General features: G+C 66.6%; 19 protein-coding genes. 16 read left to right on the plus strand and 3 right to left on the minus strand.

Annotated features, from left to right (window positions below; genetic code table 11):
* Positions 1-3 precede the first annotated feature (3 nt).
* The 4 genes from thiL to lon all read left to right on the plus strand — a co-directional run bounded on the left by thiL (position 4) and on the right by lon (position 5,264).
* Positions 4-957: a thiamine-phosphate kinase gene (gene thiL / locus C4S71_RS04200; protein ID WP_176342811.1), complete on the plus strand. Its 954-nt coding sequence runs from the start codon at positions 4-6 to the stop codon at positions 955-957.
* Complete coding sequence (locus C4S71_RS04205) at positions 954-1,427, plus strand: phosphatidylglycerophosphatase A family protein (protein ID WP_010627176.1); 474 nt, start codon at positions 954-956, stop codon at positions 1,425-1,427. The genes thiL and C4S71_RS04205 overlap by 4 nt, the downstream gene beginning before the upstream one ends.
* Before the next feature lie 60 nt (positions 1,428-1,487).
* Positions 1,488-2,726 (plus strand): DUF945 family protein, encoded by a 1,239-nt coding sequence (locus C4S71_RS04210; protein WP_086509428.1) that lies wholly within the window; start codon positions 1,488-1,490, stop codon positions 2,724-2,726.
* Positions 2,727-2,828: 102 nt separating this feature from the next.
* Positions 2,829-5,264 (plus strand): endopeptidase La, encoded by a 2,436-nt coding sequence (gene lon, locus C4S71_RS04215; protein ID WP_086509429.1) that lies wholly within the window; start codon positions 2,829-2,831, stop codon positions 5,262-5,264.
* 20 nt (positions 5,265-5,284) lie between these two features.
* On the opposite strand, the gene C4S71_RS04220 is transcribed toward lon, so the two are convergent.
* Positions 5,285-6,013 (minus strand): SDR family NAD(P)-dependent oxidoreductase, encoded by a 729-nt coding sequence (locus C4S71_RS04220; protein WP_160113353.1) that lies wholly within the window; start codon positions 6,011-6,013, stop codon positions 5,285-5,287.
* A 139-nt stretch (positions 6,014-6,152) separates the two neighbouring features.
* Here C4S71_RS04220 and C4S71_RS04225 point away from each other — a divergent pair, with 139 nt between their 5' ends.
* From C4S71_RS04225 to C4S71_RS04245, 5 genes are all read left to right on the plus strand, one after another.
* Entirely contained in the window at positions 6,153-7,130 is a 978-nt protein-coding gene (locus C4S71_RS04225; protein ID WP_086509431.1) for a TAXI family TRAP transporter solute-binding subunit, read from the plus strand.
* Between the two features lie 60 nt (positions 7,131-7,190).
* Positions 7,191-8,996, plus strand: a complete 1,806-nt coding sequence (locus tag C4S71_RS04230) for a TRAP transporter permease (RefSeq protein ID WP_086509432.1) — start codon at positions 7,191-7,193, stop codon at positions 8,994-8,996.
* 24 nt (positions 8,997-9,020) lie between these two features.
* On the plus strand, positions 9,021-9,566 hold the full coding sequence (locus C4S71_RS04235; RefSeq protein WP_103968303.1) for a hypothetical protein: 546 nt from the start codon (positions 9,021-9,023) through the stop codon (positions 9,564-9,566).
* A 115-nt stretch (positions 9,567-9,681) separates the two neighbouring features.
* On the plus strand, positions 9,682-11,526 hold the full coding sequence (gene ilvD, locus C4S71_RS04240) for a dihydroxy-acid dehydratase (protein WP_103968304.1): 1,845 nt from the start codon (positions 9,682-9,684) through the stop codon (positions 11,524-11,526).
* A gap of 70 nt (positions 11,527-11,596) precedes the next feature.
* Positions 11,597-12,685, plus strand: coding sequence for an oxidoreductase (locus tag C4S71_RS04245; RefSeq protein ID WP_103968305.1), 1,089 nt, complete (start codon positions 11,597-11,599; stop codon positions 12,683-12,685).
* Between the two features lie 45 nt (positions 12,686-12,730).
* Here the strand turns inward: C4S71_RS04245 and nudE are convergent, their stop codons facing one another.
* The gene (gene nudE / locus C4S71_RS04250; RefSeq protein ID WP_010627185.1) at positions 12,731-13,318 is read right to left on the minus strand and encodes an ADP compounds hydrolase NudE; all 588 of its coding nucleotides are present in this window, start codon (positions 13,316-13,318) and stop codon (positions 12,731-12,733) included.
* Between the two features lie 117 nt (positions 13,319-13,435).
* On the opposite strand from nudE, the gene yrfG reads away from it, so the two are divergent.
* The 5 genes from yrfG (at position 13,436) to msrB (ending at position 17,898) form a co-directional block, all read left to right on the plus strand.
* The gene (gene yrfG / locus C4S71_RS04255; protein ID WP_086509437.1) at positions 13,436-14,149 is read left to right on the plus strand and encodes a GMP/IMP nucleotidase; all 714 of its coding nucleotides are present in this window, start codon (positions 13,436-13,438) and stop codon (positions 14,147-14,149) included.
* Entirely contained in the window at positions 14,142-14,528 is a 387-nt protein-coding gene (hslR, locus tag C4S71_RS04260) for a ribosome-associated heat shock protein Hsp15 (RefSeq protein ID WP_010627187.1), read from the plus strand. The genes yrfG and hslR overlap by 8 nt, the downstream gene beginning before the upstream one ends.
* Before the next feature lie 17 nt (positions 14,529-14,545).
* On the plus strand, positions 14,546-15,421 hold the full coding sequence (gene hslO / locus C4S71_RS04265; protein ID WP_086509438.1) for an Hsp33 family molecular chaperone HslO: 876 nt from the start codon (positions 14,546-14,548) through the stop codon (positions 15,419-15,421).
* Between the two features lie 315 nt (positions 15,422-15,736).
* Positions 15,737-17,293: a phosphoenolpyruvate carboxykinase gene (locus C4S71_RS04270; protein WP_103968306.1), complete on the plus strand. Its 1,557-nt coding sequence runs from the start codon at positions 15,737-15,739 to the stop codon at positions 17,291-17,293.
* A gap of 101 nt (positions 17,294-17,394) precedes the next feature.
* A complete protein-coding gene (gene msrB, locus C4S71_RS04275) occupies positions 17,395-17,898 on the plus strand; it encodes a peptide-methionine (R)-S-oxide reductase MsrB (RefSeq protein ID WP_086509440.1) in 504 nt (167 codons plus the stop codon).
* Here the strand turns inward: msrB and C4S71_RS04280 are convergent.
* On the minus strand, positions 17,891-18,742 hold the full coding sequence (locus C4S71_RS04280; protein WP_103968307.1) for a LysR substrate-binding domain-containing protein: 852 nt from the start codon (positions 18,740-18,742) through the stop codon (positions 17,891-17,893). The two genes, msrB and C4S71_RS04280, sit on opposite strands and share 8 nt — an antisense overlap.
* Before the next feature lie 147 nt (positions 18,743-18,889).
* On the opposite strand from C4S71_RS04280, the gene C4S71_RS22580 reads away from it, so the two are divergent.
* Positions 18,890-19,144 (plus strand): DUF1127 domain-containing protein, encoded by a 255-nt coding sequence (locus tag C4S71_RS22580; RefSeq protein WP_235014187.1) that lies wholly within the window; start codon positions 18,890-18,892, stop codon positions 19,142-19,144.
* Positions 19,145-19,215: 71 nt separating this feature from the next.
* Positions 19,216-21,585 (plus strand): Tex family protein, encoded by a 2,370-nt coding sequence (locus C4S71_RS04290; protein WP_103968308.1) that lies wholly within the window; start codon positions 19,216-19,218, stop codon positions 21,583-21,585.
* Positions 21,586-21,617: the final 32 nt, after the last annotated feature.

Below are 21,617 nucleotides of genomic sequence, written 5' to 3' on the forward strand. Positions count from 1 at the left end.
CCGGTGGCCAGTGAATTCGAACTGATCGCCCGCCATCTCGCTCCCGCTGCACCCGGCCCCGACGCCGGCGTGCCGCTGGGCGTGGGCGACGATTGCGCGCTGCTCGCCCCGCGTCCGGGGCGGCAACTGGCGGTCAGCGTCGACACCTCGGTAGTCAACGTGCACTTTCCCGCCGATGCCCCGGCCGAGGCGATCGGCTATCGGGCTTTGGCGGTGAGTCTCAGCGATCTGGCGGCGATGGGCGCGGAACCGCGCTGGTGCCTCATGGCGCTGGCGCTGGAGCACAACGACGAAACCTGGCTGGCGCAGTTTGCTCGAGGGTTTCATGCGCTGTGCGAGACCAGCAATACCGCCCTGGTGGGCGGCGACGTGACGCGGGGGCAACTGGCCATCGGCGTGACGGTGATGGGCGAAGTGCCGGCGGGCGAGGCGTTGACTCGCGGCGGTGCGCGTCCCGGCGACACCCTGGCCGTGACCGGTGCCCTGGGCGGTGGGGCAGGGGGGCTGGCGCTGTGGCAACGCGGCGAGCGCGACCTCGGCCACCCGCTGCTGACCCGCTATCTCAAGCCGACTCCGCGGCTCGCGGCCGGTGTGGCGCTGCGTGGCCTGGTGCATGCCGCCATCGACGTATCCGACGGCCTGCTGGCCGACCTCGAGCATGTGCTGGCAGCCTCCGGCGTCGGGGCGCAGTTGGAGCCCGAGGCACTGCCCTTGGCGACAGGTTTGAGTGAGGCCCTGGGGATGGCGGCCGCCTATCGCGCCGCGCTGTGTGGCGGCGACGACTACGAGCTGCTGGTCAGCCTGCCGGGTGAGAGGCTCGACGAGGCACGCCGGCGGCTGGCGGCGCAGGGGCTGGCACTGACCCCGATCGGCAGCGTCAGCGCCGAGCCGGGTGTGAGGGGCGTCGACCTCGGCGGGGCCCATGGCTGGCAGCACTTCCCGGGAGGCGCGCCATGAACCGCTGCCCACCGAGCGTCTGGCGGCGCCCCGTCCACTTCTTCGCCTTCGGCCTGGGCAGCGGCGGGGTGCCCTGGGCGCCGGGCACCTTCGGTACGCTGGCGGCGATTCCCTTCTACTGGCTGCTCTCCGAGCTGCCGCTGGGCTGGTACCTGACCCTGGTGGCGGTCGCCTTCGTGGTGGGCGTCTGGTTGTGCGACAAGACCTCGCGCGACCTCGGCGTGCACGATCATTCCGGTATCGTGTGGGACGAATTCGTCGGCTACTGGATCACCATGGCAGCAGTGCCGTTCTCCTGGGAAGCGGCGCTGTGGGGGTTCGTGCTGTTTCGTATCTTCGACGTCTTCAAACCTTGGCCGATCCGCTGGGCCGACAGGCGCGTGGCGGGCGGGTTCGGCATCATGATCGATGACGTTCTTGCCGGTATCTACGCCTGGAGTACCATGCACCTGTGGCTCTGGTTGCACTAGCTTACATTCCGTGTACGGTTAACCGGTCTGGCGCATGTATCACCACAGGGAGGCGAAGCTATGCGCAAGGAACGTCTCATCGTCCCATTGCTGGTCGTGCTGCTGCTCGCCTGGTTGAGTGCGCAGGCGGTATCGAGCTGGCTGTTCGAACGTGAGATGGCGCGCACCCTCGCCGATCTGGAGGCGCGGGGGGAGATCGACATCGAACGGGTCGAGGTGGAGCAGGGCTGGTGGTCCTCTTCCGGACGCATCTATGTGGCGCCGCTGTTCGGCCATCTGTGGCAGCTGGAGCTGACCTATCGTGCCCGCCATGGTGTGCTCAGCACTCACCTGGATGGCGAGGCGATGCTGCGCCACGGCCCCAATGCCGTGCATCTCTTCGGCGACTCCCTGGCCACTTCTCCTCCCCTCTGGGAGGCCAGCTATCACTCCCTGACCGGCACCCTGGAAGGCGGGCTGCAGCTGGCGCCGCTGCGCATCACTCAGCAGGAGCGCGAGCTCGTCTTCGGCGGCGGCAGGCTGCGCTTCAGCGGCGAGCAGGGCAACTGGCGCATGCGTGCCCATCTCGACTCCTGGTCGCTCAGTGACGGCGCGGCTCGCCTGGAGGTGGGACCGGCCATCATCAACAGCCAGTACGCCTATACCGAAGACGCGCACTCCTTCACCCAGGAAGACCGACTGCAGATCGAGTCGCTCGTCTGGCATCAGCCTCAGCTCAGGCTCGATGCGAACGGTATCCGTCTGTCGAACCGCACCTCGCTGGACGAGCAGGAGCTGAGGATGCAGCTGGCGCTGGACCTGGGCGAGATCCATACCGCGGAGCAGGTGCTGTTGACCGGTCAGGTGGACGTGGAGCTTTCGCGCTTCAACGCCGATGCGATTCGCAGCAGCATGCTGCGTTTGCGCAAACTGGCTGCCAGTGGGCACCATGGCATGAAGCAAAAAGCGCTGCTGAGTGAGCTCGAGCCTTATCTGCTGGCGGTATTGCAGGACTCGCCGCGTCTCGACCTGCAGCGCCTGGAGCTGGACAGTCCGATGCTGGGGCTGTCGGCCCGGGTCGACGGCTCGCTGTTCTTCGACGGTCGCCGGCTCGAAGAGCTGAGCCTGCTCGGCCTCGACGAGCCCACCGTCAAGGCGCGCTGGCGCCGGCGCCTCGATGGCGACTTCACCTGGTACGAGCTGCCTACCGTGGTGGCGCTGTGGCTCGGGTTGCCGCTGGATACGCGCACGCTGGAGATCGACATCGGCCGTGGTCAGGTGCGTGTCAACAGTCGTCCGTTGCCACCTTTATGGCGTTAACCGCCGTCCCGATCGCTCGCTCGACTTGAAGTTCGACTATGCTGCCCGCATTCCACAGGGCAGTGAACAATCCGGCTTCAACAGCTTCAGGATGAGATCTTCATGAGCGAACACGATCAGGACGAGCACAGCTGGCAGGCGCGAAGGGAATCCGACGAGGCGCTGGGGTCCGACGGTGAAATGGACGAGGTCGCCAACCACGCCGTGGTGCCGGCGAGCGACTACCTGCCCGAGCGTATCTATCTGCTGCCGATCCACAACCGCCCGTTCTTTCCGGCCCAGGTCCAGCCGCTGGTGATCAACCGCGAACGCTGGGAAGAGACCATGCGCCGGGTCGGCAACACGCCCCACCACACCTTGGGCGTTGCCTTCGTCGGCGACACCTCGGTCGACGAGCTCGGCCACGATCATTTCCCCGAGATCGGCACCGCCGTCAAGGTGCACAAGATGCACGGCGAGGAGGGGCAGCTGCAGTTCATCGCCCAGGGTCTGCGCCGCTTCCGTATCCAGCGCTGGCTGTCGAAGAAGCCGCCCTATCTGGTAGAGGTCAGCTATCCGCGAGAGCCGGTCAAGGCCGACGAGGACGAGACCCGCGCCTATGCCATGGCGATCATCAACGGCATCAAGGAACTGCTGCCGATCAACCCGCTCTACGGTGAGGAGCTCAAGCACTATCTCAACCGCTTCAGCCCCCATGAGCCGGGACCGCTGACCGACTTCGCTGCCGCCATCACCTCGGCCAAGGGGCGTGAACTACAGACCGTGCTGGAGACGCTGCCGGTGCAGGCGCGCATGGAGAAGGTGCTGCCGCTGCTGCGCAAGGAGATCGACGTCGCCCAACTGCAGACCGAGATCAGCGAGCAGGTCAACGCCCAGATGCAGGAGCGTCAGCGCGAGTTCTTTCTGCGCGAGCAGCTCAAGGTGATCCAGCGCGAGCTGGGCATCTCCAAGGACGACCGCGAGAACGACGTCGACACCTTCCGCGACCGTCTCGAGGGCCTCGTCGTGCCGCCCAAGGTGCTGACCCGCATCGAAGAGGAACTCGACAAGCTCTCGGTGCTGGAGACCGGCTCGCCGGAGTACGGCACCACGCGCAACTACCTCGACTGGCTCACCTCGATGCCGTGGGGCGTGCGCAGCCAGGATCAGCTCGACCTGACCCATGCCCGGACGGTACTCGACCGCGACCACGACGGCCTCAAGGACGTCAAGGAGCGCATCATCGAGTTCCTCGCCGAGGGCACCTTCAAGGGCGACGTGGGTGGCTCCATCCTGCTGCTGGTCGGCCCGCCCGGGGTGGGCAAGACCTCCGTGGGCCGCTCCATCGCCGAGGCGCTGGGCCGGGAGTTCTATCGCTTCTCGGTGGGCGGCATGCGCGACGAGGCCGAGATCAAGGGCCACCGGCGCACCTACATCGGTGCCATGCCCGGAAAGCTGGTGCAGGCGCTCAAGGAGGTCGAGGTCGAGAACCCGGTGATCATGCTCGACGAGATCGACAAGCTGGGCAAGTCGTTTCAGGGCGACCCGGCCTCGGCTCTGCTCGAGGTGCTCGATCCCGAGCAGAACGTCGACTTCCTCGATCATTATCTCGACGTGCGCCTGGACCTCTCCAAGGTGCTGTTCGTGTGTACCGCCAACACCCTCGATTCGATCCCGGGGCCGCTGCTCGACCGCATGGAGCAGATCCGTCTCTCGGGCTACATCGCCGAAGAGAAGGTGGCCATCGCCAAGCATCACCTGTGGCCGAAGCTGCTGGCGCGCGACAATATTCCGCGCAAGCGCATCAATCTCACGGATGCAGCCCTGCGCCAGGTGATCGAGGGCTACGCCCGCGAGGCCGGCGTGCGTCAGCTCGAGAAGCAGCTGCATAGCATCGTGCGCAAGTCGGCGGTCAAGCTGCTGGAGGGCGATCAGGCCTCGGTGCGCATTTCGGTCAAGAACCTCGAGGAGTTTCTCGGTGCTCCGCTGTTCCGTCAGGAGCAGGTGCTCAAGGGGGAGGGGGTGGTCACCGGGCTGGCCTGGACCTCGATGGGCGGCGCCACGCTGCCGGTGGAAGCCGGCAAGGTGCACTCGCTGACCCGCGGCTTCAAGCTCACCGGCAAGCTCGGCGAGGTGATGCAGGAGTCGGCCAACATCGCCTACAGCTACACTCTGGGCCATCTCGCCGAGTACGGCGTCGATCCCGACTTCTTCGATTCGGCCTTCGTGCATCTGCACGTGCCGGAAGGTGCCACGCCCAAGGATGGCCCCTCGGCCGGGGTGACCATGACCACGGCGCTGCTGTCGCTGGCACGGCATCAGGCCATTGGCCGGCCGTTGGCGATGACCGGCGAGCTGACCCTCACCGGCCAGGTGCTGCCGGTCGGCGGCATTCGCGAGAAGATCATCGCCGCGCGGCGCAGCAAGATCTTCGAGGTGATCCTGCCGGAGGCCAACCGCCGCGACTACGACGAACTGCCCGACTTCCTCAAGGAGGGCATGACGGTGCACTTCGCCAAGCGCTACAAGGACGTGGCCAGGGTCGCTTTCGGTATCTGACGTCGTGGCGTCGGCGCTCTCTACATGGCAGCGTTGGCGCCACCATCCACGACAAGGGTCTCGCCGTTGACGAAGGTGTTCTCGGCCGAGGCCAGGAAGGCCACGGCCGCGGCCACTTCCTCGGCGGTGGCCACCCGGCCGAGCGGGGTGGCCGCCTGCCAGCGCCGGCGTGACTCGGACTCGGCGTCCTGCATGCCGGCGCTCACCGGGCCGGGTGCCACGGCGTTGACCAGGATGCCGTGGGGGCCGAGTTCCACCGCCAGCGCCCGGGCGAGGGCCAGCATGGCGCCCTTGCACATGGCGTAGGCCGAGCGCTCGGCGGTAGTGCGCAAGCCATGGGCCGAGGCGAGGATGACCAGGCGTCCGCCGTTACCCTCCATCATCAACCTGGCGGCGGCCTGCAGCGCCAGATAGGCGCCGCCGACGTTGACCTGCAGCATCTCCCCGAGCTCTTCCCTCGGCACCTCGATGAAGCGCCCGCGGCGAATTACCCCGGCAGCATTGATACAGGCATCGAGACCCGTGCCATGGGCCGCGATACGGGAGAAGGCCGCCTCGATGCTGGCCGGTTCGGCCAGGTCGCAGGCAAGAAAGGCAGATTGATTCGGCCATTCATCGAGCAGGGCGCTGGCTCGCGCTTCCGTGCTGGCGTGATCTAGCAGATAGACGAAATTGCCCGCCTCCAGCATCTTGCCCACGACGGCGCTGCCGATTCCCCCGGTGGCGCCCAGTACGGCCGTGATTCGCATGTCATGTCCTAGGTATTCTTCGCTGGAAAAAATCGGCATTATAGACGTTTGCACGACATTTCTTTATAACGAATCGACCACTACAACAAAACACACGAGCCATCGCGCCGCGATGCTGGACGCCATAAGGGAGAGACCGATGTCAAACCGCAAGCTCACCTTCCCCCGCACCCTGCTGGCCACGGCCACGGCCGTACTGCTGGGTGCCACTGCGCTTTCCGCCCAGGCCGAAACCCGGGTCACCTACAAGTCCGCCTCGGCGGGCACCGCTTACTATCAGATGGGGGTCGAGCTCTCCGAAGCGATACGTCGCGGTACCGGGGGCGAAGTCGTGCTGACCCTGGAGGAGAGCCAGGGCTCGGTGCAGAACGTCATGGAAGTGATGGCGCGCCAGGGCAACTACGTGTTCACCACGCCGCCCGGCCTGGTCGATCAGGCCATGGCCGGCGAGGGACCGTTCGCCGAACGTCAGAGCCCGCGCTTCCAGGAGATTCGCGGTCTGTTCCCGATCCCCTCCATCACCATGCATTTCGTGGCGGCAGGCGATGAGGGCGTGATCGGCCTCGAGGATCTCGAAGGCAAGCATGTCCTGATCGGCCGCGGCACCTTCGGCGCGCGCGAGGCGGAGCGCTACCTGGAACTGTTCGGCATGCTGGACAAGGTGCGTGTGGCCAACGCCGAGATCGGTAGCGGTCCCGACGCGCTGAAGAACGGTCAGATCGATGCCTTCGTCACGGCCAGCTCCTTTCCCACGCCCAACGTGATCGAAACCGCCGCCAGCATGCCGATCAGCCTGGTCAGCCTCACCGACGAACAGATCGAGCAGACCGGCGCGGCGCGCCAGACCATCCCGGCCGGCACCTATTCCGGCATCGATCAGGACGTGGAAACCACTTCGCTGCCGGTGATCGCCTACACCACTACCGGCATGGACGAGGAGACCGCCTACACCCTGACCAAGACCTTCTGGGAGCGTCGCGATGCCATGGCCGACGAGACCGCCTGGTGGGGCAGCATCACCCACGACATGATCGGCAACATTGCCGGCACCCTGCATCCCGGTGCTGTGCGCTACTACGACGAAGCCGGCATCGAGATTCCCGACGAGCTGCGTTAACCACGGCTGACGGCGAGGGCAGGGAGGCCCCCGCTGCGGTCGCAAGGCATCCCCATTTTCATGCTATCGACACTCGCTTCTTCAACGACGGCCGGCGCCGCCGAGGGCGTGCCTCGCCTGCACCCCGCCTGGGTGGTGCTCGGCGCCGTCACGGTCTGCTTTCATCTCGGGCTGATCTTCTACGGCCTGACGCCGGCCCTGGTCAGCCGGCCCATTCACCTGGCGCTGGCGCTGCCGTGGATACTCATCCTGGCCGCCCGCACCCCCTTCGAGCGCTGGAGCGGCTGGCTGCTGACGGTGCTCGGTATCGCCGCCTGCGGCTACATCGCCTTCAACGAGGAGGCACTGGCCAACCAGTACGGCTTCATCGACAACAATTTTCAGATGGCGCTGGGGGTCTTCCTGATCGTGCTGACCCTGGAGACCGCGCGGCGTGCCATCGGCTGGCCGCTGCCGCTGGTGGCGGTGGCGGCGCTGGCCTACGCGGTGTTCGGTGAGCACATCCCCGGCCAGTTCGGTCATCCGGGGCTGCCGATGCAGAGCTTCGTCGGCACCCTGACCATCGCCGAGAGCGGCCTGTGGGGCTCGCTCACCGGGGTCAGCGTCGGCGTGGTGGCGATCTTCGTCATCTTCGGTGCGGTGCTCAACGCCGGCGAGGCGGGGCGCGGCTTCATGAACATGGCCAGCGCCTTCGCCGGACGCCTGACCGGCGGCGCGGCCAAGGTCTCGGTGATCTCCTCGGCGCTGATGGGCTCCATCTCCGGCTCCGCCTCGGCCAACGTGGCTTCCACCGGCGCCATCACCATTCCCTCCATGGTGCGCCTGGGCTATCCGCGTACCCTTGCCGGCGGCGTCGAGGCGGTGGCCTCCTCGGGCGGACAGATCATGCCGCCGCTGATGGGGGCGGGCGCCTTCGTCATGGTGGAGCTCACCGGCACACCCTACACCCAGATCATGGCGGCGGCGCTGCTGCCGGCGATCCTCTACTTCGCTACCGTGTGGATGGGCATCAACGCCTACGCCACCCGTCACGACCTGCGCCCCATGGCAGCGGAGGACCGCGCCAGCGGCAAGGAGGTGGCGATCACCTCGCTGTTCTTCGCCGTGCCCTTCGTGCTGCTGCTCGAGCGCATCTTCCTCGGCGGCTACACACCGCAGTACGCCGCCAGCATCGCCATCTTCGCCGGCATGCTGCTGCTGTTCTTCGACGTGACGCTCACCTTCTCCCTGCGCGGCTTCGCCTCGCGAATGGCCGAGGCGATGGTCACTGCAGGACGTCAGGTGGCGGTGATCGGCGCCATCATCATCTGCGCTTCGCTGGTGATCGGGGTGCTCTCGCTGACGGGGCTAGGGGTCAAGATCACCTCCGGGATACTGTCGCTCTCCAACGAGATGCTGTGGCCGGCGCTGTTGCTCACGGCCCTGGCCTGCCTGGTGCTGGGCATGGAGGTGCCGACCACGGCGGCCTACGTGATCTGCGTCTCGGTGGCGGGGCCCGCACTCACCGCGCTGGGCCTCGAGCCGCTGCTGGCGCACCTGTTCGTGTTCTGGTTCGCGCTGCTCTCGACCATCACGCCGCCGGTCTGCGGCGGGGTGTTCATCGCCGCCGGCATGGTCGGGGAGAACTGGCTCAAGGTGGCGCTGAAGGCCATGGCGCTGGGCATCGGGCTCTACATCATCCCGCTGGCCATGGTCGCCAATCCCGACGTGATTCGTCTGGCCTTCGACCCGTTCGGCGCCATCTTCGATGCGGTGAAGATCGCGCTGGGCCTGATGGCGATTTCCTACGGCGTGATCGCACGGCGTGCGGCCTGGCTGCGGGTGGTGCTGGTGATTGTCGGGGCGCTGGTGATCTTCGCCTTTTGAGATGGGTTCCTGGAGGAAAACAAGATGATCGTTGCCACGCTGGGGCCCGAGGGAAACAACCATGTACTGGTGCTGGGCCGCTACCTCGAGGCTCGCGGTCTGGCCGAGGCCGAGGTGAAGTTCTACGACGACTTCCCGACGGCCTTCGCGGCGCTGGTGGCGGGCGAGGTGGACCGGGTACTGCAGTGCACGGCCCACTTCAGCCACGCCGACTGTGTAGGGCGATACATGCACCGTGTCTTTCCTGTGGATGTCTTCGTCGCCGGCAGCCACCCGCTGGTGCTGCTGGCGCAACGCGACCTCGCCACGCCGCGCCAGGTGGCGCGTCAGCCGGCCACCCGCTACTACACCGATCTCTCGGGCTTCGCCGAGGAGATCGACGCGCCCACCACCGTGGCGGTGGCCGAGGGGCTGCTGGAAGGGCGCTTCGAGGCGGGTATCTGCGCCCGTCAGACCCTGGAAGCCCACCCGGACAAGCTGCGCCAGGTCGAGGAGCTGGGCCCGGCGCTGGACGTCTGGGTGCTCTACGGCACCGAGCCGCTTTCGGACGCTCATCCCCTCGTGGTCTAGCCGCCCCGGCTCGTGCATGACAGAATCGGGGCAGACTCGATACCTAGACCGTCGCCGCCCGCTGGTGGCAGAGACGGCATGAACCATATGGCGCAATGCGCACGAAGAGGACACCATGCCCCAATATCGCTCCCGTACCACCACCGCCGGCCGCAACATGGCTGGCGCCCGCGCCCTGTGGCGCGCCACCGGCATGAAGGACGAGGACTTCCACAAGCCGATCATCGCCGTGGCCAACTCCTTTACCCAGTTCGTGCCCGGGCACGTGCACCTCAAGGACATGGGCCAGCTGGTGGCGCGGGAGATCGAGAAGGCCGGTGGGGTGGCCAAGGAGTTCAACACCATCGCCGTGGACGATGGCATCGCCATGGGCCACGACGGCATGCTCTATTCGCTGCCGAGCCGTGACATCATCGCCGACAGCGTCGAGTACATGGTCAACGCCCACTGCGCCGACGCCCTGGTGTGCATCTCCAACTGCGACAAGATCACTCCCGGCATGCTGATGGCCGCCATGCGCCTCAACATCCCGGTGATCTTCGTCTCCGGCGGCCCCATGGAGGCCGGCAAGACCAAGCTGCTCGATCACGGTCTCGATCTGGTCGACGCCATGGTCATGGCCGCCGACGACTCGGTGGATGACGAGACTCTGGCCGAGGTGGAGCGCAGCGCCTGCCCCACCTGCGGCAGCTGCTCCGGCATGTTCACCGCCAACTCGATGAACTGTCTGACCGAGGCGCTGGGCCTGGCGCTGCCGGGCAACGGCACGGTGCTGGCCACCCATGCCGACCGCCGCCGCCTGTTCGAGACCGCCGGCCACCGCATCGTCGAGCTGGCCAAGCGCTACTACGAGGGCGATGAGGCGCACTTGCTGCCGCGCGCCATCGGCTCCAAGGCGGCGTTCAAGAACGCCATGACTCTGGACATCGCCATGGGCGGTTCCACCAACACCATCCTGCACCTGCTGGCCGCCGCCCAGGAGGCCGAGATCGACTTCACCATGGCCGACATCGACCGGCTATCGCGTGAGGTGCCGCAGCTGTGCAAGGTGGCACCCAACACCCAGAAGTACCACATCGAGGACGTGCATCGCGCCGGCGGCATCATGGCGATCCTCGGCGAGCTGGATCGTGCCGGGGTGCTCGATACCCGCGTGCCCACCGTCTACGGCGACAGCCTCAAGGAAGCGCTGGACGAGTGGGACATCATGCGCAATCCCTCGCCCGAAGTGGTGGAGTTCTTCAAGGCCGGCCCCGGTGGCGTGCCGACCCAGGTGGCGTTCTCACAGAGCGCGCGCTGGCCGACCCTCGACGGCGACCGGGCCAACGGCTGTATCCGCGACCTCGAACACGCCTTCTCCAGGGAGGGGGGCCTTGCGGTGCTCTACGGCAACATCGCCGTGGACGGCTGCGTGGTAAAGACCGCGGGCGTCGACGACTCCATCCTGGTGTTCGAGGGGGCGGCCCACGTGGTCGAGTCCCAGGACCAGGCGGTGGAGCACATCCTGGCCGGCCAGGTGAAGGAGGGCGAGGTCGTCGTCATCCGCTACGAGGGACCGAAGGGTGGTCCGGGCATGCAGGAAATGCTCTATCCCACTTCGTACCTCAAGTCGAAGGGGCTGGGCAAGGCCTGCGCACTGCTCACCGACGGTCGCTTCTCCGGCGGCACCTCGGGCCTCTCCATCGGTCACGTCTCACCCGAGGCGGCTGCGGGCGGCGCCATCGGCCTGGTGCGCAGCGGCGACATCATCCGCATCGACATTCCCAATCGTCGCATCGACGTGAAGCTCTCCGACAGCGAGCTGGCGGCGCGGCGCGAGGCGGAAGAGGCGCGCGGTAGTCAGGCCTGGAAGCCCAGCATCCAGCGCGTACGCAAGGTCTCGGCCGCGCTCAAGGCCTATGCGCTGCTGGCCACCTCCGCCGACAAGGGGGCGGTGCGCGACCTCAGCAAGCTCGACTGACGTATGCGACGAACCGGGCCCAGGCCCGGTTCGTCGTCCTGGGCTCTCCTCAGCAAGAAGGAACGACGACATGCGCAAGCAGACCTTCGGTGTCGGCCTGATCGGCTTCGGCACCGCCGGCCGCTTCTTTCATGCCCCGCTGATCCAGGCCACGCCGGGCCTCGAACTGCTGGCCGTGGTCAGCAGTGCACCCGAGCGAGTGCATGCCGTACTGCCCGACGTCGAGGTGCTGCCCAAGGTGGCGGCGTTGCTGAGCCGGCCGGACATCGATCTGGTCGTGGTGGCCAGCCCCAACGCTACCCACTATGCGTTGGGCAAGGCGGCGCTCGCCGCCGGCAAGCACCTGGTGGTCGACAAGCCGTTCACGGTGTCGCTCTCCGAGGCGCGGCTGCTCAAGGCCGAGGCCGACAAGGCCGAGCGGCTGGTCAGCGTGTTCCACAACCGCCGCTGGGACAGCAACTTCCGCACGTTGCAGGCGCTGGTGAAGGAGGAGGGCGTCGGCCGGCCGGTGTCGCTGGAGCTGCGCTTCGACCGCTTTCGCCCGCAAGTCGCCGAGCGCTGGCGCGAGCAGCACAAGCCCGGCAGCGGTATCTGGTACGACCTCGGCTCGCACCTGCTCGATCAGGTCCGCACGCTGTTCGGCATGCCGCGGGCGATACTGCTCGACCTGATGGCGGCCCGCGACGGCGCCGAGGTGGACGACGACTTCCACGCCCTGCTCGATTACGACGGACTCAGGGTCACCCTGCGCGCCAGCTCGCTGGTGGCGGAGCCGACGCCCCAACTGGCGCTGCACGGCACCCGCGGCAGCTTCGTCAAGTATGGCCGTGACCCGCAGGAGAACTGGCTGCGCGAGGGGCGTACGCCGGCCCGCGACTGGGGCATCGATCCGCGTCCGGGCCAACTGACGTTGGTCGACGAAAGCGGCGAGGGGGGCATGGTGCGTCGCGAGCACGGCGGCCTGCCGGGAGATTATCTGGCCTACTACACCGGCATCGTCGAAGCGCTGGAAGGCGGTGGCCCGCCGCCGGTCAGCGTGGAGGAGGGGATCGAGGTCATGACGCTGCTGGAGGCCGGGCTCGACAGCTACCGTCAGAGTCGCTGGATACGCTTCAAGGAGAACGGCGCCACGCTACCTCATCTGCATCGCCACGGCTGAGCGCGACGCTGAACAGCGCCGCCATCGCCCATGCGGCAGCAGGTGCTACCAGCCCAGGCGTGGTTCGTCGTAACGGCGCTGGCGCAGGGTGTCCCGGGCGATGAACAGCGCGGCGATGGCCCTGGCCTCGTGGAAGTCGTCGCGCATCAGCAGGGCCGGCAGCTCCTCCAGCGCATGGGTTTCGACCACCAGTGGCTCCGGCTCGTCGCCCGGCAGGCGTTTGGGATAGAGTTCGGTGGCCAGCAGTACCTGCATGCGGTGACGCATGTAGTTGGGGGCCAGCGACAGTTCCACCAGCGGTTCGATGCGCCGGGCGCCGAAGCCGCACTCTTCCATCAGTTCGCGATTGGCCGCGGTGACGATGTCCTCGCCCGGGTCGACCAGCCCCTTGGGCAGGGTCAGCACGTAGTCCTCGAAGCCCGCAGCATACTCGCGAATCAGCAGCACGTGGTCGGGGTCGGGCATGGCGATGATCATCACCGCGCCCTGGTCGCTGCCGGTCAGGCGCTCGAAGGTGCGCTCGGCGCCGTTGGCGAAGCGCAGCTCCAGCGACTCGATGTGGAACAGGCGGCTGCGTGCCACCGACTGGCGGGAGAGTACCTGGGGTTTTTGCAGGGGCAGCTTGTCTGACATGAAGACTCCGTTTCGTGCAGGTGGCCGTCGGCATGGCATCCTGCCGGGAATGCGCTGCCATTGTCCTTTGGGTACAATACCACGCCTTCCACCGCTCAGATGCTACCGGGAGTCGCCATGATCGACTGGCGCGCCATCGATACCGTTCTACTGGACATGGACGGCACACTGCTCGACCTTCACTTCGACAGCCACTTCTGGCTGGAGCATCTACCCCGCCGCTACGTCGAGCTGCATCGCCTCGACGAGGCCACGCAGGAGCAGCTGCGCTCGCGGATCATCCGCGAGAAGGGCACCTTGAACTGGTACAGCCTGGCCTACTGGAGCCGGGAGCTGGGTGTGGACATCGTCGCGCTCAAGCGCGAGATACAGCACCTGATCGGCCTGCGCGGCGACGCGCTGGACTTCCTCAAGTGGCTCAAGCAGGCCCACCCCAGGGTGGTGCTGGCCACCAACGCCGATCGCGAGAGCCTCGAGCTCAAGCTGCCCCTCACCGGTCTCGAGGAGTACCTGGACGCCATCGTCTCCTCGGCGGATCTCGGCGTGCCCAAGGAGGCGCAGGAGTTCTGGTTCGCGCTGCAGGACGTCGAGCCCTTCGACCCGGCCCGCACGCTGTTCATCGACGACAACCCCGAGGTGCTGGAAAGTGCCCGCGAGTTCGGCATCCGCCATCTGCTGGGTATCAAACAGCCCGACAGCACGCAGCCGGAAAAGGAGTTGAAGGAGTTCATCGCCCTGGACCGCTTCGCCACGATCCTGCCCGAAGCGCTACCCTCCGAGGTACGTGGCGACAAGGACAAGCCTGGCGAGACAGGAGGCGTCGGTGGATAACGTAAGACTCGACAAGTGGCTGTGGGCCGCCCGCTTCTTCAAGACCCGTGCCCTGGCCAAGAAGGCCATCGAGGGCGGCAAGGTGCATTACAATGGCGGCCGCGCCAAGACCAGCAAGAACGTGGAAGTGGGGGCGCTGATTCGCGTACCCCAGGGCTGGGACGTCTGGGAGGTGGAAGTCCTGGCGCTCTCCGACCAGCGCCGCGGCGCCCCCGAGGCCCGCGAGCTCTACCGCGAGACCGACGAGAGCGCCGAGCGCCGGGCGCGCGAAGCCGAAGGTCGGCGTCTGACCAATCAGGCCATGCAGCATCCTCTCAAACGACCCGACAAGAAACAGCGTCGGGACATTCAGCGCTTCCAGCGCCAGCATGACGAATGACTTTTCCGGAACCGACGATGAGCGATCAGATCCAGCGTTTTTTATTCGAACGCACCAATGTCCGTGGCGAAATCGTCACCCTGGAGCGAGCCTACGGCGAAGTGCTCGACCGGCACGGTTATCCGCCTGCCGTCAACCGTCTGCTGGGTGAGCTGCTGGCGGCGGTCGCGCTGCTCACCGATACCGTCAAGCTCGACGGCATCCTCAGCATCGAAGTGCGCGGGCAGGGGGCGCTGTCGCTGCTGATGGCGGAGTCCAATCCCGGCGGCGAGCTGCGTGCCATTGCCCGGCTGGCCGAGGATGCCAGCCTGCCGGAGGGCGAGGCGGCCTTTCGCGAGCTGGTGGGGGAAGGCCACATCGTCATCACTCTCGACCCCCGCGAGGGCAATCGCTACCAGGGTATCGTGGCGCTCGACCACGACAGTCTGGCGGGTTGTCTCGAGGCCTACTTTTCGCAATCCGAGCAGCTGCCCACCCAGCTGTGGCTGCGCGCCGACGGTGAGCGTGCCGGCGGGCTGCTGCTGCAGCGCCTGCCGGACGAGTCGCAGAACCAGGACGAGGACGCCTGGGAGCGCACCGTGCAACTGGCCAAGACCCTGAAAGACGACGAACTGCTGGGGCTCGAACAGCGTGAGCTGTTGTACCGTCTCTACCATGAGGAGACGGTGCGGGTGTTCGAGCCCAAGGCGCTGCGCTTCGGCTGCACCTGCTCACGTGAGCGCATCGGCGAAGCGCTGTTGACCCTGGGCGCCGAGGAGTTGCGCAACGTGCTGGCCGAGCAGGGCGAGATCGAGACCCAGTGTCACTTCTGCCATACCCATTACCGCTTCGGCGAGAGCGAAGTCGAGGCGTTGCTGCACGAGCAGGGCGGTGCTGCTCCCACTCTGCACTGATCCGTCTGACCAACATGACGAACGAGATGTCTCGAGGGCGTCTCGTTCGTTCGTCTGACGATGCTGCAATGCACAAGTTCGAGCGTCGTCAACCTGCGGCGATATGTCTCGATGTAGTAGTAAAACTACAAGAACTTCGGTCAAAGTTCTCGTTTCCTGATGGCTTCCTTTTTGCCATAATGGCGCCCGCTTAATGGCCGATCGCCTCATTACAAGACGGCATGCATCCGCACAGGGACGATCGGAAACGCAACGCAACGGCGTATCGACGCCTGGCACACGAGAGAGAACAGGCCGCAAGGCCCAGGAAACGACATGACCACATCCCAAGCCGCTCCTCAAGCACACGTCAATCTCAGCAGCGCCGAGCTCATCGAGCGTGCCGTGGCACGCGGAGAGGGCCACCTGGCTGCAAACGGCGCCCTGGTGGTGAACACCGGCCTGCGTACCGGCCGTTCGCCCAAGGATCGCTTCATCGTCGACGAGCCTTCCACCAGCGGCGACATCGACTGGGGCAGCGTCAACCGTCCCTTCGATGCCGGCAAGTTCGATGCTCTCTGGGCGCGTGTCGAGGACTACCTGAACAGCGGCGAACGCTTCGTTTCCGAACTCCACGTGGGCAGCGACCCGACCCACTACCTGCCGGTGCGGGTGACCACCGAGACGGCCTGGCACAACCTCTTCGGTCGCACCATGTTCGTGCGTCCCGAGGGCTACAACCCCTCGGCCAAGGAAGAGTGGACCATCCTCAACGCGCCCCATTTCGAATGCGACCCGAACCGTGACGGCACCAATTCCGACGGCACCGTGATCATCAACTTCGCTCAGCAGAAGGTGTTGATCGCCGGCATGCGCTACGCCGGCGAGATGAAGAAGGCGATGTTCTCGGTGCAGAACTTCCTGCTGCCGGCCTCCGACGTGCTGCCCATGCACTGCTCGGCCAACGTCGGCGAGGACGGCAATACGGCGCTGTTCTTCGGCCTTTCCGGCACCGGCAAGACCACGCTCTCCGCCGACCCGGCACGCTACCTGATCGGTGACGACGAGCATGGCTGGGGCCCCGGCACCGTGTTCAACGTCGAGGGCGGCTGCTACGCCAAGTGCATCGACCTTTCCGAGAAGAACGAGCCGGTCATCTGGAATGCCATCAAGTTCGGCACCGTACTCGAGAACGTGGTGCTCGACGACCGTCGCGAGCCCGACTACACCGACGACAGCCTGACCCAGAACTCCCGCGCCGCCTATCCGCTGGAGCACGTGGAGAAGCGCGTACCGGAAAACCGTGCCGGCGAACCCAACGCCATCATCTTCCTGACCTGCGACATGTCCGGCGTGCTGCCGCCGGTGTCGGTGCTGTCCAAGGAGGCGGCGGCCTACCACTTCCTCTCCGGCTACACCGCCAAGGTGGGTTCCACCGAGATGGGCTCTTCCGAAGGCCTGTCGGCGACCTTCTCCACCTGCTTCGGTGCGCCGTTCTTCCCGCGCCCGGCACGTGTCTATGCCGACCTGCTGATCAAGCGCGTCGAGGCCAAGGACGCTCAGGTCTACCTGGTCAACACCGGCTGGACCGGCGGATCTTACGGTGAAGGTGGCTCGCGCTTCTCCATCCCGACCACTCGCGCCATCATCAGCGCCATCCAGTCCGGCGTGCTGCGTGAAGTCGAGACCAAGCGCATCGAGGGCCTCAACCTGGACGTGCCGGTTGCGGTACCTGGCGTCGACTCGAGCCTGCTCGACCCGCGCGAGACCTGGGAAGACCAGGCCGCCTATGACCGCAAGCTGCGCGATCTGGCAGCCAAGTTCGTCGACAACTTCAAGAAGTTCGACGGCGTCAGCGAAGCCATCGTCAAGGCCGGGCCCAGCCTGACCTGAACCCGCGCTTCCTGCAGCGGTCTGAAACGGGGAAGAGGCATGTGCCTCTTCCCCGTTTCGTTCATGGGCATGCTGCGGCAGGCACGGGGGGGGCAAATCCGATGAAACGTCGTCACTTTCTCGGCGCGCTGGGTGCGGGTGGTGCCGCCTGGCTGCTGCCGGGGGTTGGCTGGGGGTTCCCGAGGCTCAGCCTCGAGCCGGCGCCGGGCCTGGAGCGAATCGAGCTGTCACGCGACGAATGGCGCGAGCGCCTCACGCCCGAGCAGTTCGAGATCCTGCGCGACCACGGCACCGAGCCGCCATTTTCGAGTCCGCTCGACAAGGAGTGGCGCGATGGGGAGTACCGCTGTGCCGGCTGCGATCTGGCGCTGTTCGAGAGCGCCATGAAGTACGACTCCGGCACCGGCTGGCCGAGCTTCTTCGATCACATCGAGGGGCACTTGCTCAGCCAGCTCGATTTCAGCCTGATCTGGCCGCGGCGCGAATACCACTGCGCCCGCTGCGGCGGCCATCAGGGGCATGTCTTCAGCGACGGCCCCGAGCCCACCGGCCTGCGCTGGTGCAACAACGGCCTGGCACTGACCTTCGTGCCGGCGGCTACCTGAACCCCTCGACGATATGCTGCGCCAGGCCATCCACCGCAGGTGAGGTGGCCTCGGGCGAGCGCAACAGCACGATGGAGCCGTCCGGCAGCGGAGGCAGGCCGTCGGTCTCGTCCAGCACGCGCATCCCGGGGGTGACCAGGCTCTTCATCAGCGCGGAGACGGCGAGCCCGGCGCCCACCACCGCCTGTAGCGTGGCCAGGCTGGGGCTGGAGTAGGCGATGCGGTACTGTCGTCCGGCGCGGGTCAGGGCGTTGCAGGCGTGCCTTCGGCAGAAGCAGGGCTCCTCGAACAGCGCCAGGGGCAGCGGCGACTGGCGATGCACCGGATGGCTCTCCGCCACTACCCAGACCGTCTCCTCACGGCGCAGGATGGTGCCGATCTCCTGACCCACTTCGCGGGTCACGATGCTCAGATCCAGGCTGCCCTGCTGCCGCCCGAGCAGCTCCGAGGAGGGGGCGCACTGTACCTCGACGTCCACCAGCGGCCAGGTCTGCGAGAACGATTTCAGAATGCCCGGCAGAAAGCGCATGACGAAGTCGTCGGGCACACCGATGCGCACTCGTCCCACCATGTCCGGCTCACGCAGCATGTTGAGCGCCTCACCTTGCAGCGCAAGGATGCGGCGGGCGTAGCCGAGCAGCGTGGTGCCTTCGCTGGTCAGATGCATCTGGCGTCCCTGGCGTTCGAACAGCGGACGCTGGATGACGTCCTCCTCGAGTCGCTTGATCTGCATGCTGACCGCGGACTGGGTGCGATTGACTGCCTGAGCCGCGCGGGTGAAGCCGCCGTGGTCGACGATGGCGACGAAGGTACGCAGCAGTTCATGGTCGATGGTGTGGAGCATGGTCGTTTCCCACGAGCGATTGCTTGGGGGCTGTGGAGTCAATCCATCAGCTGGGGTGATGGTGGGCATAATTACTATTCGTTGGATTGATTCTAACGCCTCGTCGAGACTTTCTCCATGGCATCATCCACAGGAGAAAAGACGAGCATGAACATGAAGGCAACGATAGCCCGAGAAGACGCCCCGACCCAGCGCGAGTCCAGCCCCCGAGGGCGCTTGCGCTTCATTCTGCAGCTATGGCGCTGGGCGCGGCGCATGGACCGTCTGGTGCAGCTGCGCCATGAGCGCAGCCAGCTGCTCGAGCTCAGCGATCACCAACTGCGCGACATCGGCCTGACCCGGCACGAGGCGGCCAGAGAGTCACGGCGCCACTTCTGGGACGACATCGGCTGGCGGCGTTGATCCAGGCGGCGGGGGCGTGGCGTTTGTGATACCTTGGCGCGATCTTTCGCCGTAGCAATACCAAGGAAGTCATGGACGCCACGACCCGGATCATTTCGCGCCTCGCCGAGGAACTCGCCGTTCGCCCGCAGCAGGTCTCCGCTACCGTGGAACTGCTCGATGGCGGAGCCACCGTGCCCTTCATCGCCCGCTACCGCAAGGAGGTCACCGGTGGCCTCGACGACACCCAACTGCGCAACCTCGACGAACGCCTGCGCTATCTGCGCGAGCTGGAGGAGCGCCGTGCCGCCGTGCTCGCCGCCATCGACGAGCAGGGCAAGCTGACGCCGGAGCTGGCCGGGCAGATCCAGGCTGCCGATACCAAGCAGCGCCTGGAAGACCTCTACCTGCCGTACAAGAAGAAACGCCGCACCAAGGCGCAGATCGCCCGCGAGGCCGGCCTCGAGCCGCTGGCCGATGCGCTGCTGGCCGATCCCACCCTCGACCCCGAGGCCGAGGCCGCCAACTATCTTCGTCCCGCCGAGGGCGACATCCCCGCCATCGAGGATGCCAAGGCGGCGCTGGACGGTGCGCGCCAGATTCTCATGGAGCGCTTTGCCGAGGATCCCGAGCTGGTCGGCGCGCTGCGTGAGCGGCTGTGGAGCGAGGGCGAGCTCAGCGCCCGGGTGATTGCCGGCAAGGAACGCGAGGGTGCCAAGTTCTCCGACTACTTCGAGCACGACGAGGCGCTGGCCAAGACGCCGTCGCATCGCGCGCTGGCGATGTTCCGCGGACGCAACGAGGGCGTGCTGACCCTGGCCATCCGTCTGCCCGGCGAGGACGAGGCGCCGGTCCATCCGGCTCAGGTGGCCATCGCCAGACACTTCGACATCCGCGACGAGGCCCGCGCCGCCGACAAGTGGCTGGCCGACGTGGTGCGCTGGACCTGGCGGGTCAAGCTCTACACCCACCTGGAAACCGAGCTGATGGGAAGGCTGCGCGAGCGCGCCGAGCTCGAGGCCATCGAGGTCTTCGCCGCCAACCTCAAGGATTTGCTGCTGGCCGCCCCGGCGGGGCAGAAGGCGACGCTTGCCATCGACCCGGGCCTGCGCACCGGCTGCAAGGTGGCGGTGGTGGACGCTACCGGCCAGTTCCTCGAACACGCCACGATCTTCCCCCATGCGCCGCGCAATGCCTGGGCCGAGTCCCTGGCGCTGCTGGCCAAGCTGGTGGAGAAGCACGACGTGGCACTGATAGCCGTGGGCAACGGCACGGCCAGCCGCGAGACCGACAGGCTGGCCGGCGAGCTGCTCAAGCTGTTCTCTTCACAAGAAGGGCGGGGCAAGAAACAGCTCTCCAAGGTGATGGTCAGCGAGGCCGGCGCTTCGGTCTACTCCGCCTCGGAGTACGCCTCGAAGGAGCTGCCCGATCTCGACGTCACCATCCGCGGTGCGGTCTCCATCGCCCGGCGCCTGCAGGATCCGCTGGCCGAGCTGGTCAAGATCGAACCCAAGTCCATCGGCGTGGGTCAGTATCAGCACGACGTTTCGCAGCTGCAGCTGTCGAAGAGCCTGGAAGCGGTGATCGAGGACTGCGTCAACGCCGTCGGCGTCGATCTCAACACGGCGTCGAGTGCGCTGCTCTCGAGGGTGGCCGGTCTCAACCCGGCGCTGGCCGAGGCCATCGTCGCCCGGCGCAACGTCGAGGGCGCCTTCAAGAGTCGCCAGCAGTTGCTCGACGTCAGCCGCCTGGGTCCCAAGACCTTCGAACAGTGCGCCGGCTTCCTGCGCATCATGAACGGCGACAATCCGCTCGATGCCAGCGCCGTGCACCCGGAGGCGTACCCGGTGGTGGAGCGCATCGCCAGCCGCAGCGGCCGCCCGGTGGCGAGCCTGATCGGCGACAGCGCCACGCTGAAGACGGTCAAGCCCGCCGAGTTCGCCGACGAGCGTTTCGGTGTGCCGACCATCAGCGACATTCTCAAGGAGCTCGACAAGCCGGGCCGCGACCCACGCCCCGAGTTCAAGGCCGCCGAGTTCCGCGAGGGGGTGGAGACGCTCCAGGACCTGGAGCCGGGCATGATCCTCGAAGGCAGCGTGACCAACGTCACCCACTTCGGCGCCTTCGTCGACATCGGCGTGCACCAGGATGGCCTGGTCCACATCTCGGCGCTGTCGGACAAGTTCGTCGAGGACCCGCGCTCGGTGGTCAAGGCCGGCGACATCGTCAAGGTCAAGGTAATGAGCGTGGATCTCGAGCGCGCGCGCATCGGGCTCTCCATGCGGCTCGACGATCAGCCGGGCGAGGCCGAGGGCGGCAGATCGTCGCGTGCTGGCCAGGGCGAACGGCGTGGCGGTCAGGGCAAGGCGCCGCGCAAGAGTGCGCCCCGCGAGCCGTCTCAGCCCAACCAGATGGGTGCGCTGGGGGCGGCTCTGCTCAAGGCCAGAAAGGGCAAATCTTGATCCTGGCGCCTGTGTCGCCATACTCTCGACAT

This window comes from Billgrantia desiderata, assembly GCF_900108215.1.
GTDB classification, from domain to species: Bacteria; Pseudomonadota; Gammaproteobacteria; order Pseudomonadales; family Halomonadaceae; genus Halomonas; species Halomonas desiderata.

What these genes read in the sequence shown, in the direction of transcription:
- C4S71_RS04205 (WP_010627176.1), top strand. Translation starts at nt 954, where the DNA reads ATGAACCGCTGCCCACCGAGCGTCTGGCGGCGCCCCGTCCACTTCTTC.
- C4S71_RS04210 (WP_086509428.1), top strand. Translation starts at nt 1,488, where the DNA reads ATGCGCAAGGAACGTCTCATCGTCCCATTGCTGGTCGTGCTGCTGCTC.
- lon (WP_086509429.1), top strand. Translation starts at nt 2,829, where the DNA reads ATGAGCGAACACGATCAGGACGAGCACAGCTGGCAGGCGCGAAGGGAA.
- C4S71_RS04220 (WP_160113353.1), bottom strand. Translation starts at nt 6,013, where the DNA reads ATGCGAATCACGGCCGTACTGGGCGCCACCGGGGGAATCGGCAGCGCC.
- C4S71_RS04225 (WP_086509431.1), top strand. Translation starts at nt 6,153, where the DNA reads ATGTCAAACCGCAAGCTCACCTTCCCCCGCACCCTGCTGGCCACGGCC.
- C4S71_RS04230 (WP_086509432.1), top strand. Translation starts at nt 7,191, where the DNA reads ATGCTATCGACACTCGCTTCTTCAACGACGGCCGGCGCCGCCGAGGGC.
- C4S71_RS04235 (WP_103968303.1), top strand. Translation starts at nt 9,021, where the DNA reads ATGATCGTTGCCACGCTGGGGCCCGAGGGAAACAACCATGTACTGGTG.
- ilvD (WP_103968304.1), top strand. Translation starts at nt 9,682, where the DNA reads ATGCCCCAATATCGCTCCCGTACCACCACCGCCGGCCGCAACATGGCT.
- C4S71_RS04245 (WP_103968305.1), top strand. Translation starts at nt 11,597, where the DNA reads ATGCGCAAGCAGACCTTCGGTGTCGGCCTGATCGGCTTCGGCACCGCC.
- nudE (WP_010627185.1), bottom strand. Translation starts at nt 13,318, where the DNA reads ATGTCAGACAAGCTGCCCCTGCAAAAACCCCAGGTACTCTCCCGCCAG.
- yrfG (WP_086509437.1), top strand. Translation starts at nt 13,436, where the DNA reads ATGATCGACTGGCGCGCCATCGATACCGTTCTACTGGACATGGACGGC.
- hslO (WP_086509438.1), top strand. Translation starts at nt 14,546, where the DNA reads ATGAGCGATCAGATCCAGCGTTTTTTATTCGAACGCACCAATGTCCGT.
- C4S71_RS04270 (WP_103968306.1), top strand. Translation starts at nt 15,737, where the DNA reads ATGACCACATCCCAAGCCGCTCCTCAAGCACACGTCAATCTCAGCAGC.
- msrB (WP_086509440.1), top strand. Translation starts at nt 17,395, where the DNA reads ATGAAACGTCGTCACTTTCTCGGCGCGCTGGGTGCGGGTGGTGCCGCC.
- C4S71_RS04280 (WP_103968307.1), bottom strand. Translation starts at nt 18,742, where the DNA reads ATGCTCCACACCATCGACCATGAACTGCTGCGTACCTTCGTCGCCATC.
- C4S71_RS22580 (WP_235014187.1), top strand. Translation starts at nt 18,890, where the DNA reads ATGAACATGAAGGCAACGATAGCCCGAGAAGACGCCCCGACCCAGCGC.
- C4S71_RS04290 (WP_103968308.1), top strand. Translation starts at nt 19,216, where the DNA reads ATGGACGCCACGACCCGGATCATTTCGCGCCTCGCCGAGGAACTCGCC.